Annotated in this window: 15 protein-coding genes, 1 tRNA gene and 1 riboswitch; of the genes, 5 read left to right on the forward strand and 11 right to left on the reverse strand. The window is 69.3% G+C overall.

Annotated features, from left to right (window positions below; all coding sequences use genetic code 11):
• Positions 1 to 50 precede the first annotated feature (50 nt).
• The 4 genes from ACTIE5_RS04045 to ACTIE5_RS04060 form a co-directional block, all read right to left on the reverse strand.
• Complete coding sequence (locus tag ACTIE5_RS04045) at positions 51 to 1,088, reverse strand: hypothetical protein (RefSeq protein WP_439548404.1); 1,038 nt, start codon at positions 1,086 to 1,088, stop codon at positions 51 to 53.
• A gap of 283 nt (positions 1,089 to 1,371) precedes the next feature.
• Positions 1,372 to 2,544, reverse strand: coding sequence for a glycosyltransferase family 4 protein (locus tag ACTIE5_RS04050; RefSeq protein ID WP_439548405.1), 1,173 nt, complete (start codon positions 2,542 to 2,544; stop codon positions 1,372 to 1,374).
• 332 nt (positions 2,545 to 2,876) lie between these two features.
• Positions 2,877 to 3,146, reverse strand: a complete 270-nt coding sequence (locus tag ACTIE5_RS04055) for a hypothetical protein (protein ID WP_439548406.1) — start codon at positions 3,144 to 3,146, stop codon at positions 2,877 to 2,879.
• 521 nt (positions 3,147 to 3,667) lie between these two features.
• Positions 3,668 to 3,741 (reverse strand) — tRNA-Pro (locus ACTIE5_RS04060).
• Positions 3,742 to 3,883: 142 nt separating this feature from the next.
• On the opposite strand from ACTIE5_RS04060, the gene ACTIE5_RS04065 reads away from it, so the two are divergent.
• The gene (locus tag ACTIE5_RS04065) at positions 3,884 to 4,729 is read left to right on the forward strand and encodes a serine hydrolase (protein ID WP_439548407.1); all 846 of its coding nucleotides are present in this window, start codon (positions 3,884 to 3,886) and stop codon (positions 4,727 to 4,729) included.
• Here ACTIE5_RS04065 and ACTIE5_RS04070 read toward each other — a convergent pair.
• From ACTIE5_RS04070 to ACTIE5_RS04085, 4 genes are read right to left on the reverse strand one after another with little or no spacing between them, the layout of a single operon-like run.
• Complete coding sequence (locus ACTIE5_RS04070) at positions 4,726 to 6,285, reverse strand: ABC transporter substrate-binding protein (protein ID WP_439548408.1); 1,560 nt, start codon at positions 6,283 to 6,285, stop codon at positions 4,726 to 4,728. The genes ACTIE5_RS04065 and ACTIE5_RS04070 overlap by 4 nt on opposite strands.
• A 29-nt stretch (positions 6,286 to 6,314) precedes the next feature.
• Positions 6,315 to 7,397 (reverse strand): Ldh family oxidoreductase, encoded by a 1,083-nt coding sequence (locus ACTIE5_RS04075; RefSeq protein ID WP_439548409.1) that lies wholly within the window; start codon positions 7,395 to 7,397, stop codon positions 6,315 to 6,317.
• 2 nt (positions 7,398 to 7,399) lie between these two features.
• A complete protein-coding gene (locus tag ACTIE5_RS04080; protein WP_439548410.1) occupies positions 7,400 to 8,185 on the reverse strand; it encodes a fumarylacetoacetate hydrolase family protein in 786 nt (261 codons plus the stop codon).
• A gap of 12 nt (positions 8,186 to 8,197) precedes the next feature.
• Positions 8,198 to 9,097: a TauD/TfdA dioxygenase family protein gene (locus ACTIE5_RS04085; RefSeq protein WP_439548411.1), complete on the reverse strand. Its 900-nt coding sequence runs from the start codon at positions 9,095 to 9,097 to the stop codon at positions 8,198 to 8,200.
• 222 nt (positions 9,098 to 9,319) lie between these two features.
• On the opposite strand from ACTIE5_RS04085, the gene ACTIE5_RS04090 reads away from it, so the two are divergent.
• Complete coding sequence (locus ACTIE5_RS04090; RefSeq protein WP_439548412.1) at positions 9,320 to 9,931, forward strand: hypothetical protein; 612 nt, start codon at positions 9,320 to 9,322, stop codon at positions 9,929 to 9,931.
• 4 nt (positions 9,932 to 9,935) lie between these two features.
• Here ACTIE5_RS04090 and ACTIE5_RS04095 read toward each other — a convergent pair whose 3' ends face one another.
• From ACTIE5_RS04095 to ACTIE5_RS04105, 3 genes are read right to left on the reverse strand one after another with little or no spacing between them, the layout of a single operon-like run.
• A complete protein-coding gene (locus ACTIE5_RS04095; protein ID WP_439548413.1) occupies positions 9,936 to 10,421 on the reverse strand; it encodes a DUF192 domain-containing protein in 486 nt (161 codons plus the stop codon).
• Positions 10,418 to 11,569, reverse strand: coding sequence for an acetoin utilization protein AcuC (locus ACTIE5_RS04100; RefSeq protein ID WP_439548652.1), 1,152 nt, complete (start codon positions 11,567 to 11,569; stop codon positions 10,418 to 10,420). Before ACTIE5_RS04100 ends, ACTIE5_RS04095 begins: the two co-directional genes overlap by 4 nt.
• Positions 11,570 to 11,589: 20 nt before the next feature.
• Positions 11,590 to 12,507: an alpha/beta hydrolase gene (locus ACTIE5_RS04105; RefSeq protein ID WP_439548414.1), complete on the reverse strand. Its 918-nt coding sequence runs from the start codon at positions 12,505 to 12,507 to the stop codon at positions 11,590 to 11,592.
• A 158-nt stretch (positions 12,508 to 12,665) separates the two neighbouring features.
• Here ACTIE5_RS04105 and ACTIE5_RS04110 point away from each other — a divergent pair, with 158 nt between their 5' ends.
• From ACTIE5_RS04110 to ACTIE5_RS04120, 3 genes are read left to right on the forward strand one after another with little or no spacing between them, the layout of a single operon-like run.
• A complete protein-coding gene (locus tag ACTIE5_RS04110; RefSeq protein ID WP_439548415.1) occupies positions 12,666 to 14,600 on the forward strand; it encodes a CHASE2 domain-containing protein in 1,935 nt (644 codons plus the stop codon).
• A gap of 53 nt (positions 14,601 to 14,653) precedes the next feature.
• Positions 14,654 to 14,998: a hypothetical protein gene (locus ACTIE5_RS04115; RefSeq protein WP_439548416.1), complete on the forward strand. Its 345-nt coding sequence runs from the start codon at positions 14,654 to 14,656 to the stop codon at positions 14,996 to 14,998.
• Between the two features lie 5 nt (positions 14,999 to 15,003).
• A complete protein-coding gene (locus tag ACTIE5_RS04120; protein WP_439548417.1) occupies positions 15,004 to 16,533 on the forward strand; it encodes a M48 family metalloprotease in 1,530 nt (509 codons plus the stop codon).
• A 65-nt stretch (positions 16,534 to 16,598) separates the two neighbouring features.
• Positions 16,599 to 16,702, forward strand: a riboswitch (TPP riboswitch).
• The last annotated feature ends 4 nt before the right edge of the window (positions 16,703 to 16,706 follow it).

Here is a 16,706-nt window from a genome sequence, read left to right on the forward strand (position 1 = left end):
CCGCCTGGGATCCGTGGCAGGCTGCGGCTGCCATGCTTGCGCCCCGGGCATCAGGCTGCCCTCCGGGCCAGACGCATTCCGTGCCCAGCCTCCTCCCAGGACAGGCGGTGAGCAGCGGCAAGCCGGCGGAGCAGGACGTCCGAGGCCGCCGTGACCGGCGTGGCCGCGGTCGCCACTCCCGCCGCATCGCTGGCAGCTGGCAGCATGACGAAGCCTCCCGGCGCCAGCGACGCCGGGGTGTTGGCCATCAGCGCGTCAAGCGTTGCGAGCGTCGCGCCGGGCAGGATGAGAAGCGCGCCGGCTGCTTGACCCTCCTGGGCGAGTTCAAGCCCTGCTGCGGAGAGCACGGCGCGCTGTTCGGCCGAGGCGCCGGGCGCCGTGACAGGGCCGGGGGCGCCGCGGAGCAACGCGAGCGCTGACGCATCAGGAAGCGTCGATTCAGCAGCCGCTTCGGCCAGCATACGCGCCAGAGCCAGGCTCGGTTGCCCGCCGTCGAGCGCGGTCAGCCGCGATACGACGACGCGCTGCAACTCCGTCTGCTGGAGAACGAACGATGTGAACCGCTGCGTCTGCTCCGCGACGGCGGCCTGGCGGGTCGCCGCCAGCGCCTCGTCGATCCGGGCGAGGCGAGGCGCGGCCCGCAACAACAGCCGCAGACCCCGGGCCACACGGCGCAGCGTGCTGAGCCGGGCCGTGACGCCTGACTCGCGGAGCAGGCGGCGCACACGGTCAAGGAAGGCCTGCCACCGAACTCCAGCGATCCTGACACCCCGCGCCCTGACCTCCGGCAACGCAAGCATCCGCTCGAGCATCACCGCACGCGTCATGCGGCCGCGAACTTGCCAGACCGCCAGTTCGCGCTCCGCCGGTGTGGGTGAGCGGCCAAGCGTCGCGCGGAAGGCTGCCTCCAGGAAGCCATCCTCCGACATCCCGGCGAACGCCGACATCCGCTTCGGCAGCACATCGGGCGCGAGCGAATTCGCAGCGACGGCCTGTCGCTGGGCCGCGATCTCGGCGCGCATCCGCTCCATGATCGCGTCAAGCTCTGCGCCGCTCGATGGCGGTTGAACGGTTGTACGATCCAGCATGCCGATCCGATCGAAACGCCCTACGAGAAACGGTAGCGCTGGCAGGAAAGGGCGCCGCGAGATCGGCGCATAGGCGCGTATCGCGCCGGGCCAGGGCCTTGACGGGTTGCGCCGCCTGCAAGGGACAGCACGCCAGCGCCGACGCCCTGAGCGCAGATCCTCTGGATGCGGTCACCGGCAGGGCCTTCCACGCCGTGGAAGGGGCCGGTCTTCGACTTCGCCCGTGGCCGCGCTGCTGGCGCAGTGCCGGGCAGCGTGGGGTGCACGCCTTGAATGTGCATCGTCACACCGCTGCGGACCGGCCGAGAAGGCTTGCGTAGTCTGGCGTGGGAAAGGCTATCGGCGCCGGGCGTTGTCGTTCCTGCCGCAATCGTCGCAGCACGGCAGCCAGGGCGGCCTCGTCAGGGTCGGCCCACCGCATCCCGGGAAAATGGTAGGTGGCCTGCTGATCCTCTGCCGGAACCAGCCGGTACGGCAGGGCGTGGCAACCAAGCCCGGTCATGAAATCCATGTTGCCGGACCAACCGGTCGCCACGACCGGCCGACCAAGCGCCATGGCCTCGGCGATGGACAGCCCATAGCCCTCAGCCCGGTGGGGCGAAACCAGGACATCCGCCGCCGCCATGAGCGCCCAGCGGTCGCGCTCCGGCAGCACGGTGTCGAGAATGCGGATGTTGGGCCCCTGCGCGGCGGCAGCGACCTCAGCCCAGGCGGCGCCGGCGTCGCGGGTGCCGTGCGTCTTGAGCACCAGGATGCAGTCCCGCCGATCGCCGAAGGCCTCGCGGTGCGCCCGAATCGCTGCAAGCGGATTCTTGCGGGCGAGTGACGACCCCGCGTCGAACATCGCAAGGGTCACGAAGGCGTCCACCGGCAAGCCGAACGCATCCCTGCCAAGTGGTGCCGGGTCTGGCACCGGCATTGGATGCGGCACGACACGCACTGGCCTTGTGCCGGCGCGACGGACCGCATCTGCCACGAAACGGCTCGGGACCCAGATCTCATGCGCGGCGCCGAATCCGCGCTGCCAATCCGGCGGCAGATCCGGCAGTTCCCAGGCCCAATAGCCGACGATGCGCTTCGGCCCGACCGCCGCACGACCAAGCGCCGCCAGCGCCCAGGGCAACATGAAGCCGTTGACGTGCAGCACGAGCGTTCCCGGACCGGGCACAACGCGCCGCAGCGGCTCTGGCTGGGCACCCTGCCCCAGCGCGCCGGTCAGATCGGCCATGGCGGCCTGGAGCCCCTGCTCACGCATGCCGTGCAGCATGCGCCGCGCACCCTCGCCGAGCCCGGTTGGCGCCGAAAAGAATCCCCCGACCGTCACGGGGCCAGTGGGTTCCGGCCGCTTGGCAGGCCCGGGCGCCACGAGCACCATGCCGCCGAACAGGAGGCCGCGCCGCATCTCACGAGGCAGTCGCCGCCATGCGGCGCGTAGCACCATCTTGCCGAAGCGCACCCCGTCACCCGCACATCGAAAGGTTGCTGGGCGCGAAGGCGGGGCGGCGGCGCTGGCGGTCAGCGCTGGGATCGCAGAACAATTGACGCCAGCGGAGCGCCCGAAGTGACCATGGTCGACCGAACCAACGCATCAATGTCCCGCGCCAACATTTAAAGTGAACGCCACCAGAATAATTCCGAAGAATCAATCCGGTCGATCCATATTCTTCATTATTGTTGTTGATTTATATGGCGCCCGCGGCGTCATGTCATGTGACACAACTCTTCAAAACTCATCGTATTATTCCTCGTGGATATTACGGGTCGCCTTGAGGCCATGCTCCGCAGCATTCATGGCGGCTCCGTCTTTGGCGGACGCGCCGTTGATGCCGGCTCGCGCTGGTCTTGCCGACAGAGCGCAAGCAGCGCGCCGCCGCAGCCGAGATCGCCAAGTGTCCAATGGCACATCCGCGCCGCCTCAGAGCGCCGGAAGCCCAGGTGCTCTGGGGCGAAGGCGCCGACGGTCTGGGCGCCGATGGCTGGGCGGACGCTCTTGGCCTCGATGCGCAGCATTTCGCGCTCGTCGACCACGCTCTCCCCCAGGGCCTCCTTCTTGGCCATCTGGGCCTCCGTGGCGGCCCGCCTGGTGTCGCGCAGGCGTGAGATGGGGATTGGCCCGGTCCCTCGGCCGCCTGGCGGGCCGCACGGGCCTCCTCGCGCCGGTCCGCGATGGCGTCCCAGCCCAGGCGAGCCTGCATGCGGATCCGGGAGGCTTCCTACCGGGCGCGGTCGGGGAGCATGGCGGACCAGTGGCCGAAGGTGGCGGAGCGCTGCCCCGGCTCCCCCTTTGCCCGGTAGCGGAGGATGAAGCTTGACCTTCGCCTTGTGGCGGAGGCCGAAGCCGGTCAGGTCGTCGTCCCAGTGAGTCTTCTTGGGCCTGTTCGGGTCGCGCTCGGCCAGATCCTCGCAGGTCCGCTTGGTGATTCGCATGCCACCGTGCCGTGCCTGGGTACTCACGGGGTACTCAACTGCCGGCAAATCGACTTCGAACGGGGCCTTCCAGCGTCAACGGCCGGCGTCCTGCGCGAAGCAGCGCATGGCTGGAACTGGCTGATTTAAAGGGATTTTCGGAGTGGCCGGCATCGGGGCGGCGGGACTCGAACCCACGACCTCCTGTACCCAAAACAGGCGCGCTACCAGGCTGCGCCACGCCCCGACCGGCGAGGGGTGGCAATCCCACGGAATGGGTGGCGAAGGCAACCTGAGGCTTTTTCCTTCCTTTCCTCTCCCCTTACCCTCCGGTAGCCAGCCCCCCTGCCCCATCATAGAGTTGCCGCCCAAGACACAGGAGGAAGCGGGTGCAACAGCTCAAGGCCAGGCTCGACGCCATCTGCGACGAGCAGCCCTTCAAGACGCGCTACTTCCTGCGCGACCTGGCGACGGGCCAGGAGATCGACCGCGAGGGATCGGTGGAGACGCCATCGGCCAGCGTGCGCAAGATCTCCATCATGATGGCGGCGCTGGCCGCGGTGCAGGCGGGGAAGCTGCGGCTGGACGCGCCGGTGACGCTGGGGGCGCGGCTGCAGAAGGATGTCGCTTCCGGCACCTATCGCTACATGACGCCGGATTGCGTCATCCCCTTCCGCGACGTGCTGGTGAACATGATCATCACCAGCGACAATGTCTGCACCCAGGCGGTGCTGGAACGCCTCGGCCCCGGCGCGATCGACGATTATTGCCAGGCGATCGGCATGGTCGGCACGCGGCATCGCGGGCTGATCCCGCCGCTCGGCATCGGCTGGGACCATCCGGTGGAAGCGACGGCCAGCACCACCCAGGCGGACCAGGTGAACCTGCTGCACGCCATCCTGAAGGGCACCACGGACGAAGCAGCGGCGGCGAAGCTGCATTGTTCGTCGGCGCTGTGCCAACTCGGCCTGCAGATCCTGACCTGGCAGCTGCTGCGCAACCTGATCCCGAACCTGCTGCCCTTCGGCACCAAGGTCGCGCACAAGACCGGCCGCGGCCGGCGCGGCCGCATGGACGCCGGCATCGTCTATGACGGTGACAAGCCGCTGTTCATCCTGGCGGCCGCCACCGACTGGGTGCCGGACACGATGCCGGACGGGATGCCCGGCTTCGCGGCCAGCTTCGCCACCATCGGCCGCGTCGCGCGCGCGGCGTGGGATGGTTTGCGCGGTTAGCGCAGGCTCACATCCTGGGCGCGGGTGCGTTCATCCACCCGCGCCTCATGCGCGATGCCGCGGCGCATCGCCCAGATGTTCTTCTGCAGGTGGGTGCTGATGATGCCGACATCGGCGATCAGCATCCGCGTCGCATCCTGCAGCATCGCCTCCCGCTTCGCATCGTCCAGTTCATTGGCGGCGGCGGCGAGCGCCGCATCGAAGGCCGGGTTGGAATAGCGGCCGCGATTCACGGCGCCGGTGCCGCGCGCCTGGTCGAAGCTGGCGGCGACGCTCCGCAGCCCCGCCATGGGTTCGCCGGTGGAGGAGCCCCAGGAGACGAGGAACGCCGAGTATTCCTGCCGGCTGGCGCGGGCGATGAAGCTGGCATAGGGCGAGACATCGACCTGCGTGCGGATGCCGATGCGCGTCCACATCTGGCTGACGGCCTGCACGATGCGGGCATCATTGGGGTAGCGGTCATTCGGGCCATGCACGGTCAGCCGGAAGCCGTTGGGATAGCCGGCCTCCGCCAGCAGGGACCGCGCCGTATCGGCATCCGCGCGGGGCACGGGAAGGTCCGGCACGAAGCCGATGGCACCGGGCGGCATGACCTGCACCGTGGCCGTCGCAGCCCCTTCCATGACGCGGGAGACGATGGCCGCGCGATCGATCGCGAGCGACAGGGCGCGGCGGACGCGGACATCCTTCAGCGGGTTGCGATCCAGCTGGCGGCCTTCATTGTCCGTGATGAAGGGGGACGGGCCCGTGCGCATGTGGTCCATCGCGAAGTAGATGTAGCGCATGGCATCGATCTCACTCAGCGTGAGGCGATCGTTGCGGCGCAGGCGTTCGATGTCCGGCGTCGGCACCTGGTCGATGAGGTCGACATCGCCGGCGAGGAGGGATGCGGTGCGGCCGGCATCGTTGGTGATGATGCGGTAGTCGATGGTCTGGAAGGCCGGGCGGCGGCCCCAGTATTCATCGTTGCGCGTCAGGTCGGCGCGATCCCCGCTGCGGAAATTCGTCAGGCGAAAGGGGCCGGTGCCGATGGTGGCGCGGCCGGTGTTGAAGGCTTCCGTGGTGACGCCGGTATGCGTCTCCCGGTCCAGCATCGGCACCTGCGCCAGATCCGTCGGCACCAGGGGTGCCGGGCCGTTGGTGCGGAAGCGGATGGTGTGGCTGTCCACGATCTCGACGCCGCGGATGGCCTGGGTGTAGGTGCGGAAGGACCCCGGGCTGTTGATGACCTGCGGGATGCGTTCCAGCGTGAAGGCCACGTCCTCCGCCGTGAAGTCGTTGCCGTTGTGGAAGCGCACGCCGCGGCGGAGCTTGAATTCCCACACATCGGGCGCGACCGTACGCCAGCTTTCCGCCAGCATCGGGATCAGCCGCGCATTCGCATCCGTCTCCAGCAGGTTGTCGAAGATCATGGAGGCGAAGGCGTTGTTGGGCGAGATGTTGTGGAAATGCGGATCGGCGGAGGTGATCTGCGCGCCGACGCCCATGCGCAGCGTCTGCGCCTGCGCCCCCACCGCGCACAGAAGTGCCGCGGCAACCATCCCTGTCTTTTTCATTGCTGCCTCCCCGTTCGTGTTCTTCGTTGTCAGCTCAAGAGGTATGGCGCCCCGCTGCGTTCGCAGATGGCGCGGATATGCTTGTCCAGCGCCTCCGGCACCGGGATACCGTGTTCCAGCCGGCGCACGCGTTCCGCATCTTCCGGATCGCCGGCCACCAGCACGGGGCGGGCGGCGTCGGAGGCTGGCGTCGCGTGCATGACATCGATGACCGCGTCCAGGTCATCCTCGAACTCGCCGGGTTCGCGAAAGGCGGCGGGATCGATCGCCATGAAGAAATGGCCGAGCCTGTCGGGATCCTCGGGCTTCTGGGTGCGGTTGCGGATGGGGGAGAAGGAGGCGCCGACCAGCGTGCCGCCGAGGATGTGGACCATCATCGCCAGCCCATAGCCCTTGTGGCTCGCCATCTCCGGGCTGCCGCCGAGCGGAGAGAGGCCGCCGGCGGGTTCGTCGAAGACCACCTGCATGCCGCGCTTCGGGTCCGCCACCGGCGTGCCATCGGCCTCCAGCACCCACCCCGAAGGCAATTGCTTGTTGTTGAGGTCGTAGACCTTCACCTTGCCCGCCGCGGTCGTGGTGGTCGCCATGTCCAGCACGAAGTCGCGGTTGCGCTTCGCCGGCGCCGCGAAGGCCAGCGGGTTGGTGCCCAGCACGGGCATCGCACCCCGCGTCGGCACCATGGCGACGCCACGCGTGGCGCTGGTGACCATGCCGATGGCGCCGCGCCGCGCGGCGATGCGGGCATAGACGCCGGCCGCGCCGAAATGGTGGGAGTTGCGCACGCAGACGACGCCGACGCCCACCTCCTTCGCCATGTCCACCGCCAGGTTCATGGCGAAGGCGGAGACGGGATGGCCGAGCCCATCGCCGCCATCGACCAGCGCCGTGCAGGCGGTGCGCTTCTCGACGCGCGGCGGGACGGTCAGCTTCACCTTCCCTTCCTGCACGCGTTTCTCATAGGTCATGAGCATGGAGATGCCGTGGCTATCCACGCCCAGCAGGTCGGTTTCCGTCATCGCCTCCACCGTCGTGGCGGCCAAATCGGGGGACATGCCCCAGGCGTCGAGGATGGCGGCGATCTGCGCGCGCACGCGGTCGGCTGCTACCAGCATCGTCACATGCCTTCCCGCACGAAGGTGTTTCTCAGATTGCCGAGGCCGGTGATCTCGATGTCCACGACATCGCCATGCTTCAGATCAGGGCTGACGCCATCGGTGCCCAGCCAGATGACGTCGCCGGGCCAAAGCGTCAGGTACTTCGTCATCACGCTGATGAAATGCGCGGTGCTGAACAGCATGTGGCCGGTGGCGAAGCTGGTACGGATCTCGCCATTCAGGCGGACATTGGTGGTCGCCGCCTCCATGTCGAAATCCGTGTCGATCCAAGGGCCCATGGGCTTGAAGGTGTCGGTATTCTTGCCGCGCCAGAAGGTGCGGTCGTTCTTCTGCCAGGTGCGTTCGGAGACATCATTGCCGATGGTCCAGCCCATGACGCAGGACAGGGCCTCGGCCTCACTCAGGTTCTTGGCCTTCTTCCCGATGACGGCGACGATCTCGCCCTCATAGTGGATCTTCTCCCCGGCATCGGCGGGGATGAAGACATTCTCGTCATGCGCGACCAGGGCGTTGACGGCGCGGTAGCCGATATCCGCCTTGGTCGGGATGTTCGGCGTCTCGCCCCGCTTCTTCGCACCCTCGATCACGTGTTCCACGTAGTTGAGGCCGGCGGCGTAGAAGGTGCGCGGGATCAGCGGAACCTCGATCTTCACCGCCGCCAGGTCATGGCGGCGGCTGGTCGTCTCGTAGCCCGCGAAGGGATCGCCCGCGACTTCCGCGATGCGGTCGCCTTCGAGGATGCCATAGGCCGTGCGGCCTTCGGCCGTGAACTTGATCCAGCGCATCAGGCGGTATCCTCAGGCGGCCAGGGCGCGCTGGATGAAATCGGTCTGGAAGACCTGGTCCGCCATCACCTGGCAGCGCTTCATCAGGCGGTGTTCGTGGGGCAGGTAGTCCGGGATGGCATTGTGCAGCGTGCCGATATTGTCCCAGATCAGCACGTCGCCTTCCGTCCACACATGCGTGTGCAGGAAACGATCCTCCAGCTGATGGGCGAAGAGGATGTCGAGGATGCGGTTGCTCTCGGCCTCATCCAGCTCATTGATCCGCACGGCATAGCCGGGGTTGCAGTAGAGGACCTGGCGGCCGGTGATGGGGTGCGTCAGGAAGATCGGGTGGACGGAAGGTGGGCGCTTGGCGCGCTGCTCCGCGGTCAACGGCGGGCGGATGCTGCCGGGGCGGCTCACCATCTTGTCCCAGAACTTGTTGAAGTCATGCGTGGCCGTCAGGCCGGCCAGCTTCGTCTGGAGCGCGGGGTCCAGCGCGTCGTACGCGGCGTGCATGTTGGCGAACATGGTGTTGCCCAGCGGCGTGCCGTCGCGCTTCGGCACCTTGAAGGCGTTCAGCACATTCACGAAGCCCATCGTGTCCCGGTAGGACATGTCCGTGTGCCAATCCTGCCCGGCATCGTTGATGCCGAGTGCGACGCCGTTCTCCACGATGTTCGACAGGAAGCCGACCTCCGGCACGTCCTTGTCCTGGAACTTGCCGGTGATGGAGGTCTGGATGCTGCCGAAGCGCGCGGAGAAATCGCGCAGCGCGGCGCTTTCCAGGAACTGCCCCGGGAAGCACAGCACGCCATAGCGGCCGAGGGCGCGGAGCACCGCGGCGAACTCCGCATCGCCCATGGGCTTCGAAAGATCGATGCCGGTGATGCTGGCGCCGAGGGTGGAATCATTGGGCGTGACGGTGACCATGGCTCGTTTCCCCTTGCGGCGGCACGGGGCTCGGTGGCCCGGCCGTCTCGTTCAATTATTCCCGTATCCTGGCACTACGCAGCAGTAGGTCGCAATCCCGGGCGAGGCATGGTGTCGCGATCGGAATGCCGGGCGATGAGCGGAAGTTTCCTTATCTGATGGCTACCGCTATCCTGTTTCGTCCTTCCTGACGCATCTCCGCCACGACAGAGCGTGAACATCATGGCAACCCGGAACATCCCGCCCGACCCCGTGCGTGCCCGCATCCTCGAAGCGGCGCAGGAACGGCGCCTGGGGCTGAAGGCGCTGTCGCTGCGGCTCGGCCGGAATCCCAGCTACCTCCAGCAATTCATCGCCCGCGGCACGCCGCGCCGCCTGCCGGAGGATCTGCGCCAGGCGCTGGCGGGGCTGCTCGGCCTGGCGGAAGCGGCGCTGCGGCCGGAGGTCACCCCCCTGGCCGCTCCCCTGGCCGCCCCGCCTGGCCGCCGCCTGCCGCTGTTCCGGGAAGGCGAGGACCGGCTGCTGCCGGGCACGACCCCGGCGCGGCGCCTGGCAGCGGAGGATCTGGCACCGGCGGAGCCGGGCATGGTGGCGGTGATGCTGGCGGAGCCGCGCGGCCTGCTGCAGCCCCGCCATGTGCTGCTCTGCGACCCGACACAACCCGCCCGCGCCGGCGATGTGGTGCTGGTGGTGGAGGGCGGCGCGATCATCGGCCTCGGCCTGTTGCAGCCGGGCGCGGCGGGGCGGATCGCCTGGATCGAGGATGGCGCGGCGCGAGGGGCCGCGCGGGAAACCGCCAGGCCGTGGCGGGTGGTGGCCGCCCGCCTGGCGTGAAGCCCTACGGCGCGGTGCCGAACATCCGGTGCAGCACGCGATCGCCCACGCGGATATCGAGCTTTTCCGTGATGCCGGCCTGCAATTCCAGCGTCGCGCGCACGGGGCCGCGGCTGTCGATCGGCGTCAGGCTGAGGGGCACGGTGCGCTCCGCGATCCGGTGGATGCGGCCATCGGCGGCGATGAACAGCATATCGAGCGAGGTGATGGTGTTGCGCATCCACATGGAGCTTTCGCGCGGGCTGCCCCAGTCGAAGATCATGCCCTCATTCGCGCCGACGGAGGGGCGGAACATCAGGCCGATCATCTGGTGGTCGGGGCTGATGGCCATTTCCACGTCGAAATCGTGCCGGCGGCCTTCGCGGCCGACGATCACCAGGCGCTCCGTCGGCAGCTTCGGCTGCGGGCGGTCCACGCCGGGCTGCGCCTGCGCGGCCAGGGGGGCGGCGATCAGGCCGAGGGTGGAGAGCAGCGTCTTGCGTCGGGTCATGGGCGCAGCATAGCAGCGGCTTCGCGCGCGCCGGAAGGCTCCGGCAGCACCCGCAGCGTCGCGGGCGCCAGGGCGCGCACCTCCTCCCGCACCGGGCCAGGCCGGGGGGCATCGGCGATGGTGGTGAACCAGTGTTCCGGCGGGTTGCGGCCGGCGGCGCGGGAGAAACTCAGGCCGCGCAGCACTGCCTCCGCGGCTTCCGGGATGCGGGGCGGGATGGGCAGGTCGTTCAGCGTGGCCCAGATTCCGGCCCAGCAGCGCGCCACGGACCAGGGATTGTAGCCGCCGCCGCCCAGCACGATCAGGCGCGGCGCCAGGCCGCGCAGCGACGCCACCATGGCGCGGTGCGCGTTGTTGGAGAGGCTGAGTTTCGAGAGCGGGTCTTCCTCGATCGCATCCGCCCCGCATTGCAGCATGATCGCCTGCGGCTTCCAGTGCCGGATCAGCGGCAGGATCACATGCGCGCGGAGAAAATCCATCTCGCTGTCGTTGAAGCCCGGCGGCACGGGCAGGTTGCGGGCATGGCCGCCGGCCTGGTCCTCCACGCGCCCGGTATGCGGCCAGCGCCCGGCCTCATGGACCGAGACGGTGAGCACGCGCGGATCATCCGCGAAGGCGTCCTCCACCCCATCGCCGTGATGGGCATCGATGTCGAGGTAGAGGATGCGATCGAGCCCGAGGTCGAGCCATTCCAGCAGGCCCAGCACCGCGTCATTGAGGTAGCAGAAGCCGCTCGCGCGGTCCGGCCGACCATGATGGGTGCCGCCGCCCGGCACATGCACCACCCCGCCATCCCGCGTCAGCCGCGCCGCCAGCGTCACCCCACCGGCGCCCGTGGCAGGGCGGGAGAAGACCTCCCGGTACACCGGGTTGCCATCGGCCCCGATACGGAAACGCTCGCGGTGGCCGGGGTCCACCTGCTGCGTCGCCTCGGCCTGCATCAGGGCGGCGATGTAGTCTCGGTGGTGGAAGCGGGTCAGGGCCTCCGGCGTCGCGCGCGGACTGTCGCGGTATTGCCCCGGAGCCACCCATCCCATGGCGCGTACCAGGTCGAGCGTGGTGGAGACGCGCGGGATCGCGAGGGGATGCTTCGGGCCATAGGTGGAGCCGCGATAGATCTCGGAGCCGATGAGGATGGGCAGGGTCATCGGCACCGAGATGGGGGTGCTCAGCGGCGGAGGAAGGCCAGCAGCGGCGCGGTCAGCGAGGTATCCGCCGTGCCGACGGCATAGATCTCCGAGATGTGGCTGTGGCCTTCCAGCGTCACGAAGACCGGGCAGCGCCCGGCGGCGCAGAGCACGTCGCGCGCCCGCACGGAATGCTGGACGAACCGCTCGGGGTCCAGCGTGCCATGGGCCATGAAAATCGGCTGCGCCACGCGCGTCAGGCCCGGGAGCGGCGACCGCGCGGCGGCCTCCGCGCCGAGATAGGCGTTGTCATTGGCGGCCATGTCGGGGCCGGTGAAGTCGAACAGGCCGGAGACGAAGGCATAGGCGATGGGCGGCGCGACGCCCGCGGGGTGGAAGCGTGGCTCCGCGGCGTAGAGGGCCGCGTGGATGGCGCCGGCGGAATGGCCGGAGAGCACGACGCGCGCGGGATCGCCGCCATGGGAGGCGATGTTGGCGGAAACCCAGGCGAGCGCGGCCGCCACATCCTGCTGCGCCGCGGGGTAGGGATGCGCGGGGGCCAGGCGGTAGGTCATGTTCACGCCGATCATGCCGTTCCGCGCGGCCCAGACACCGACATTGGCGTAGAAGGGGCTGCCATCCGGCCCCTGCTTGTCGCCGGCCACGAAGCCGCCGCCATGGATGAAGACCAGCACGGGCAGCGGCTGCGCGGGGCGCGTGGCCGGGGTGAAGACATCAAGGCGATGGCGCGGATCCGTGCCGTAGCGGGCATCCCTCGTCACCGTCACGCCCTCCCACGGCTCCCGCCCATGCAGGGGCGCGTAGAGCGCGCCGGTCGGCGGCGGCGCGATGACGCGGCCGATGCGGTTGAGGGCGGCGGCGATCTCGGGCGGGGGCTGGGCCATGGCGGGGCCGGCGGCGAGCAGGAGGGCCAGCAGCGGCAGGACAAGACGGCGCATGGGGTGCTTCCGGGGTTGCCTCGCCGGCCAGCCTATCGCGAGCCTGACGGGCGCCCCAGCCCCTTTCGTGCGCCCATTCGCGCCAGACTGCCCAGGATCTGAACAGTCATGAATTACTCGTTGACGGCTGCGACGGCGCGCCCTTCACTTAATCCGGAATGATCTTCGATCGGTCCAAACCCACCCCAGGCCACCTGCCGCATGCCAGCCTTTCCTGGTGCGATTGGCGCCGTGCGCGGAGCGACGAGATCCGCGCCAAGGTCGTCAAGCTGCTGGTCATCCTGGTCATCATCCTGGCCGATCCCTTCGGCCTCCAGGCCGCCGCCGTCGATGGCGGGCGCCGGATCGCTGACCGGCTGGCATCGGTCAATTACGAAGCCCGGCACGCCGCCGATATCCGCGTCGTCCTTGTCCAGGACGCGGATGTTGGCGTCCAGGGCTGGCCGCCGAGCTTCGAGGACTGGGCGATCCAGCTGGAGAATGTGCTGTCCGCCGAACCCGCCGCCATCCTCCTCGACATCGCCTTCATGACGCCGCGCGGCCCGGCGGAGCGCCTGGAGGCGGTGCTGCGCAACAGCAGGGTGCCGATCGTGCTGGTGGACAGCGGGCGCCAGGCGGTGGTGCAACCCCGCGACCACGCCTGCCCCGCGCCGGCGGAGGCGCGACCCGGCCTGGTGGCCACGCCGATGGGACAACCCGATGCGCAGGCGCTGCCCTGGGCGGGGCGGGAAAGGCGCGCGCAGAGCAGCCTGGTCAATTTCGCGGCCTGCGCGGCGACGGCCATCGGCTTCTATGACTGGCCCGTCCCTGGCGATCGCCGGACCTATTCCCTGGCGATCCGGCACGAACCGACGGGCTACGATCCGCGCGGGGCGGTCGCCGTCGCGGGCCATGCGCCCGCCGTCATCGTCGCGGACATCGCCTGCCGCATCCGCAAGCGCGGCGACCCCCGGCGCCCGGACTGGTGCGACGATGCCGCATGGCTGCGCCAGCCCTACCCGGCCCTGGCGCCGCTGATCCCGATCTGGCCCATCGCCGCCAGCAACTGGCCAACGGGCCAGCGCCTGCCGCCCGACGCGGCGGATCCGGTCAACCCGCTCTGCAGGCCGATCGAGGCAAACGGCGCCCGGGATCGCCTCCACCTGTACTGGCGCGTCATCCTGAACGAACTCATCGGCCATCCCACCACCAGCCTGTTCGGGCGGGCGCCGATCCACCTCGATAACCGCAGCGCGGTCCCGTCGACGCCGGATGAGGAGGAACGCGTGGACCGCCCCAGCCTGCCGGCCGCGCCCTGCCCCCAGCCCGCCTTCGTCGCCGGCGTCATGGGTGGCGGCGCCCTCGATGATGCGCAGCAGGCGGCGCTGCGGGGCAGCTACGTGATCATTGGCGATGGGCGCACCGGCACCTCGGACCGCGTGCGGACGCCTCTGCATGGATCGCTGCCTGGCGCCTTCCTCCAGGCCGTGGCGCTGGAGAACCTGTTGACGCTCGGCCCCGCCTATCAGCGGGCCGATACGAAAATCGGCCCGGTGGAGCGAGGCAAGCTGTTGGATTGGGCCATCAAGGCGGCGCTGATCGGGCTTGCCTTCTTCCTGGCCTGGCGGCGTGACGCGCTGTGCGCCCATTGCCTGCCGCGGGGCGCCGGACGCGGCTTCCTGGGCTGGCTCGGCGGGTGGAGCGGCGGCTGGGCGCAGGTGACGCTGCTGTTCGTGCTCGGCACCTTCGTCGTCACGTTGCTGGTCGCGATGCGCCTGGCGGCGGGGTGGATCGGCTTCCTGGTGCTGTGTCCGATCGCCCTCTGGATCGCGACGGTGGCGCTGGACCAGCGGCTCGGCCTCCAGGCATCGGCGGCCGCCGCGCCGCCGCCGGCCGAGGAAGCCGCGCGTATCCGCCGCGGCCTGACCTGGCTGTTCAGGCTCACGACCCTGCTCGCCTGCGTCGCCCTCATCGCCGCCGCCGACGCCATCGGGAAGCCCTCGGCCAGCCCGCTGCTGGTGATGCTGGTGGGGATCGCGATCCTCTTCCCCATCCTCGATCACTCGCCCCTCGACGACCACCACCCGGAGGCAACAGGAGGCGGCGCGCATTGATCGCCTCTCCGGAAGCCCCGGCATCGCACCCTGACCAGGAAAGGACCAAGGCCATGATGCGACGCAAGATGATCGGCATGCTGGTGCTGGCGGCCACGCCCTTCGCCACCCCGGCGCAGGCGCAGCAGGTGACCTTCATCGAATGGGTGCCGAAGCCCAACGGCATGGTCTCGTCGAAGCTGCCGCATGAATCGTCCTGGGCGGACATGGCGCCGCCGGGCAGGCCCGCGCGTGTCGAGAGGCACAGCATGGGCGTGCTGCGCATGCAGCTGCAGGACGGCACCATTCGCGACTTCCAATCGAACCATGTCCGGGTGGCGGCCAATGCGGGCGTGGTGCTGAACCCGGGCTCCCCCGATCGCGGGACGGCCGGGTCCTCCGGCATCGCGCCGCGATGACGCCGATGCGCAAGACCCTTGGTTTCGCCACGCTGCTCGTCCTGGCGACCCTGCTGGGCGGCTGCGGCGGCCTGCCCAGTCGCCCCTTGATCGAGGACCCCGAAACCGTGCGGCGCATGGCGGAAGCCGCCCCACGCCCGGGGCGAATCCGCGCCAGGCCGCCCGGATCCTCGTCCCTGCTGATGGCGGAAGTGCCGCGCGTCATCGACCCTGCGATCGACCGGGAGATGACCCGCATCATGAACCGGCTGCGCGCCAACCTTCCGATGCCGAACTTCCCGCCGATCGAAGTGGTGGTGACCGCATCATCCGCCTACGGCGCCGAACTCACGCTGGACAACCAGATCCACATCCCCCTCGGCATGATCGCGCGCCATGCCGAGGAGGATCACCTCGCCTTCGCGCTGGCGCACGAGATCGCGCACCGCGTGCTCGGCCATCGCGACGAGCGGCAACAGACATTGCTGTCGTCGCGGGAAGCGATCCGCTTCGGGACGCAGGCCGTCATCTACGGCACGGCGGTGTCCGTCGGACAGCAGCGCCTGCGCACCGGCGATGACCGCGGCAACGTCATCGTCGGCGCGGTGATGACGGCGCCGGTCCTCGACGCCCTGGCCGCGGAGATCACGGACGCCGCCTTTTCCCGACAGCAGGAGACGGAGGCCGACCTTCTCGGCTTCGACCTCATGACGCGGGCGCGCTACGATCCCGCGGCGATCGGCGAAGTGTTCTCGATGCTGGAGGGTACCGAGAGGGACCGCGATGCGAGGGTGGCAAACCTGCGCGGGACCGCATCCCAGGCGCTGACCGCCATGGCGCTGATGGGCGGGCAGGAGATGGGCCGGCAGAGCGGGGTCGTGACGCAGTGGCTGGGAGCCTTCGTCGCGCCATCCCTCGAAAGGGGCATCAATGAAATGCTCCGTCCCCTGGCGGCTCGCTACGACTCCCTCGGTATCCGGCGCCGCGCGCTGGTGGAATACCAGGACAAGTTCCCACCCACCGTGGAGCCGGCGAAGGAGCAGAGGAATCCATTCCGGGAAGGCGCGCTCGGCACGCGGATTACCGAAAGGCTGCGGGTCCTGGACGTGCTGGCACGCGCCGAGGCCGCTTTGCGCAACAAGGATCTCAACGAGGCGCAGCAATTGGTGCGGGACCGGGGCGCAGTCATCCATGGCGGGGCGCGGCGCCAACTGATCCTGGCCGGCATCGCGATCGAGCAGAACAACGGGACGGCGGTGCGCACAGCCTTGCAGGCGGCGCAATCGGCGCCCGATGCGACGGCCTCCACCTACCTGGCCATTGCCACGATGTACGAACAGCGCGGCGACCTGGCCGGCGCGCTGAATGCGCTGGCGGTCGGGGAACGGCGCTTCGGCGCGGATGATCCCTTCATCGTACAGCGCGCCAGCCTGCTGCGGCGGACCGGGCGCAATGCGGAACTCCAGACGGTCATGGCGACCTGCCGCGCCAAGGGCATCGCCGAGTTGGAGACGCTATGCGCCGATGCCGGGCGGCCCGTGACGGGCCGCAGCTGACCGGGCAGGGGGTGTTCACGCCCCCCCTCCCCTTGCCCTCCGCCACCGCCACCCGCATAACCGGCGCCGTCATCGGGGGGAGCCCATCGGGGGCTGAGAGGCGGGCGACCGCGACCCCACGAACCTGATCCGGGTCATGCCGGCGAAGGGAACGGTGTCTGCCTGTGGTCGAT

Source organism: Falsiroseomonas sp. (assembly GCF_051859025.1).
Lineage (GTDB): Bacteria > Pseudomonadota > Alphaproteobacteria > Acetobacterales > Acetobacteraceae > Falsiroseomonas.

Coding starts and splice junctions, on each gene's coding strand:
- ACTIE5_RS04120 (WP_439548417.1), top strand. CDS start 15,004: ATGCGCAAGACCCTTGGTTTCGCCACGCTGCTCGTCCTGGCGACCCTG.
- ACTIE5_RS04070 (WP_439548408.1), bottom strand. CDS start 6,285: ATGAAAAAGACAGGGATGGTTGCCGCGGCACTTCTGTGCGCGGTGGGG.
- ACTIE5_RS04080 (WP_439548410.1), bottom strand. CDS start 8,185: ATGCGCTGGATCAAGTTCACGGCCGAAGGCCGCACGGCCTATGGCATC.
- ACTIE5_RS04045 (WP_439548404.1), bottom strand. CDS start 1,088: ATGCTGGATCGTACAACCGTTCAACCGCCATCGAGCGGCGCAGAGCTT.
- ACTIE5_RS04100 (WP_439548652.1), bottom strand. CDS start 11,569: ATGACCCTGCCCATCCTCATCGGCTCCGAGATCTATCGCGGCTCCACC.
- ACTIE5_RS04055 (WP_439548406.1), bottom strand. CDS start 3,146: ATGGCCAAGAAGGAGGCCCTGGGGGAGAGCGTGGTCGACGAGCGCGAA.
- ACTIE5_RS04095 (WP_439548413.1), bottom strand. CDS start 10,421: ATGACCCGACGCAAGACGCTGCTCTCCACCCTCGGCCTGATCGCCGCC.
- ACTIE5_RS04075 (WP_439548409.1), bottom strand. CDS start 7,397: ATGCTGGTAGCAGCCGACCGCGTGCGCGCGCAGATCGCCGCCATCCTC.
- ACTIE5_RS04105 (WP_439548414.1), bottom strand. CDS start 12,507: ATGCGCCGTCTTGTCCTGCCGCTGCTGGCCCTCCTGCTCGCCGCCGGC.
- ACTIE5_RS04090 (WP_439548412.1), top strand. CDS start 9,320: ATGGCAACCCGGAACATCCCGCCCGACCCCGTGCGTGCCCGCATCCTC.
- ACTIE5_RS04110 (WP_439548415.1), top strand. CDS start 12,666: ATGATCTTCGATCGGTCCAAACCCACCCCAGGCCACCTGCCGCATGCC.
- ACTIE5_RS04085 (WP_439548411.1), bottom strand. CDS start 9,097: ATGGTCACCGTCACGCCCAATGATTCCACCCTCGGCGCCAGCATCACC.
- ACTIE5_RS04115 (WP_439548416.1), top strand. CDS start 14,654: ATGATGCGACGCAAGATGATCGGCATGCTGGTGCTGGCGGCCACGCCC.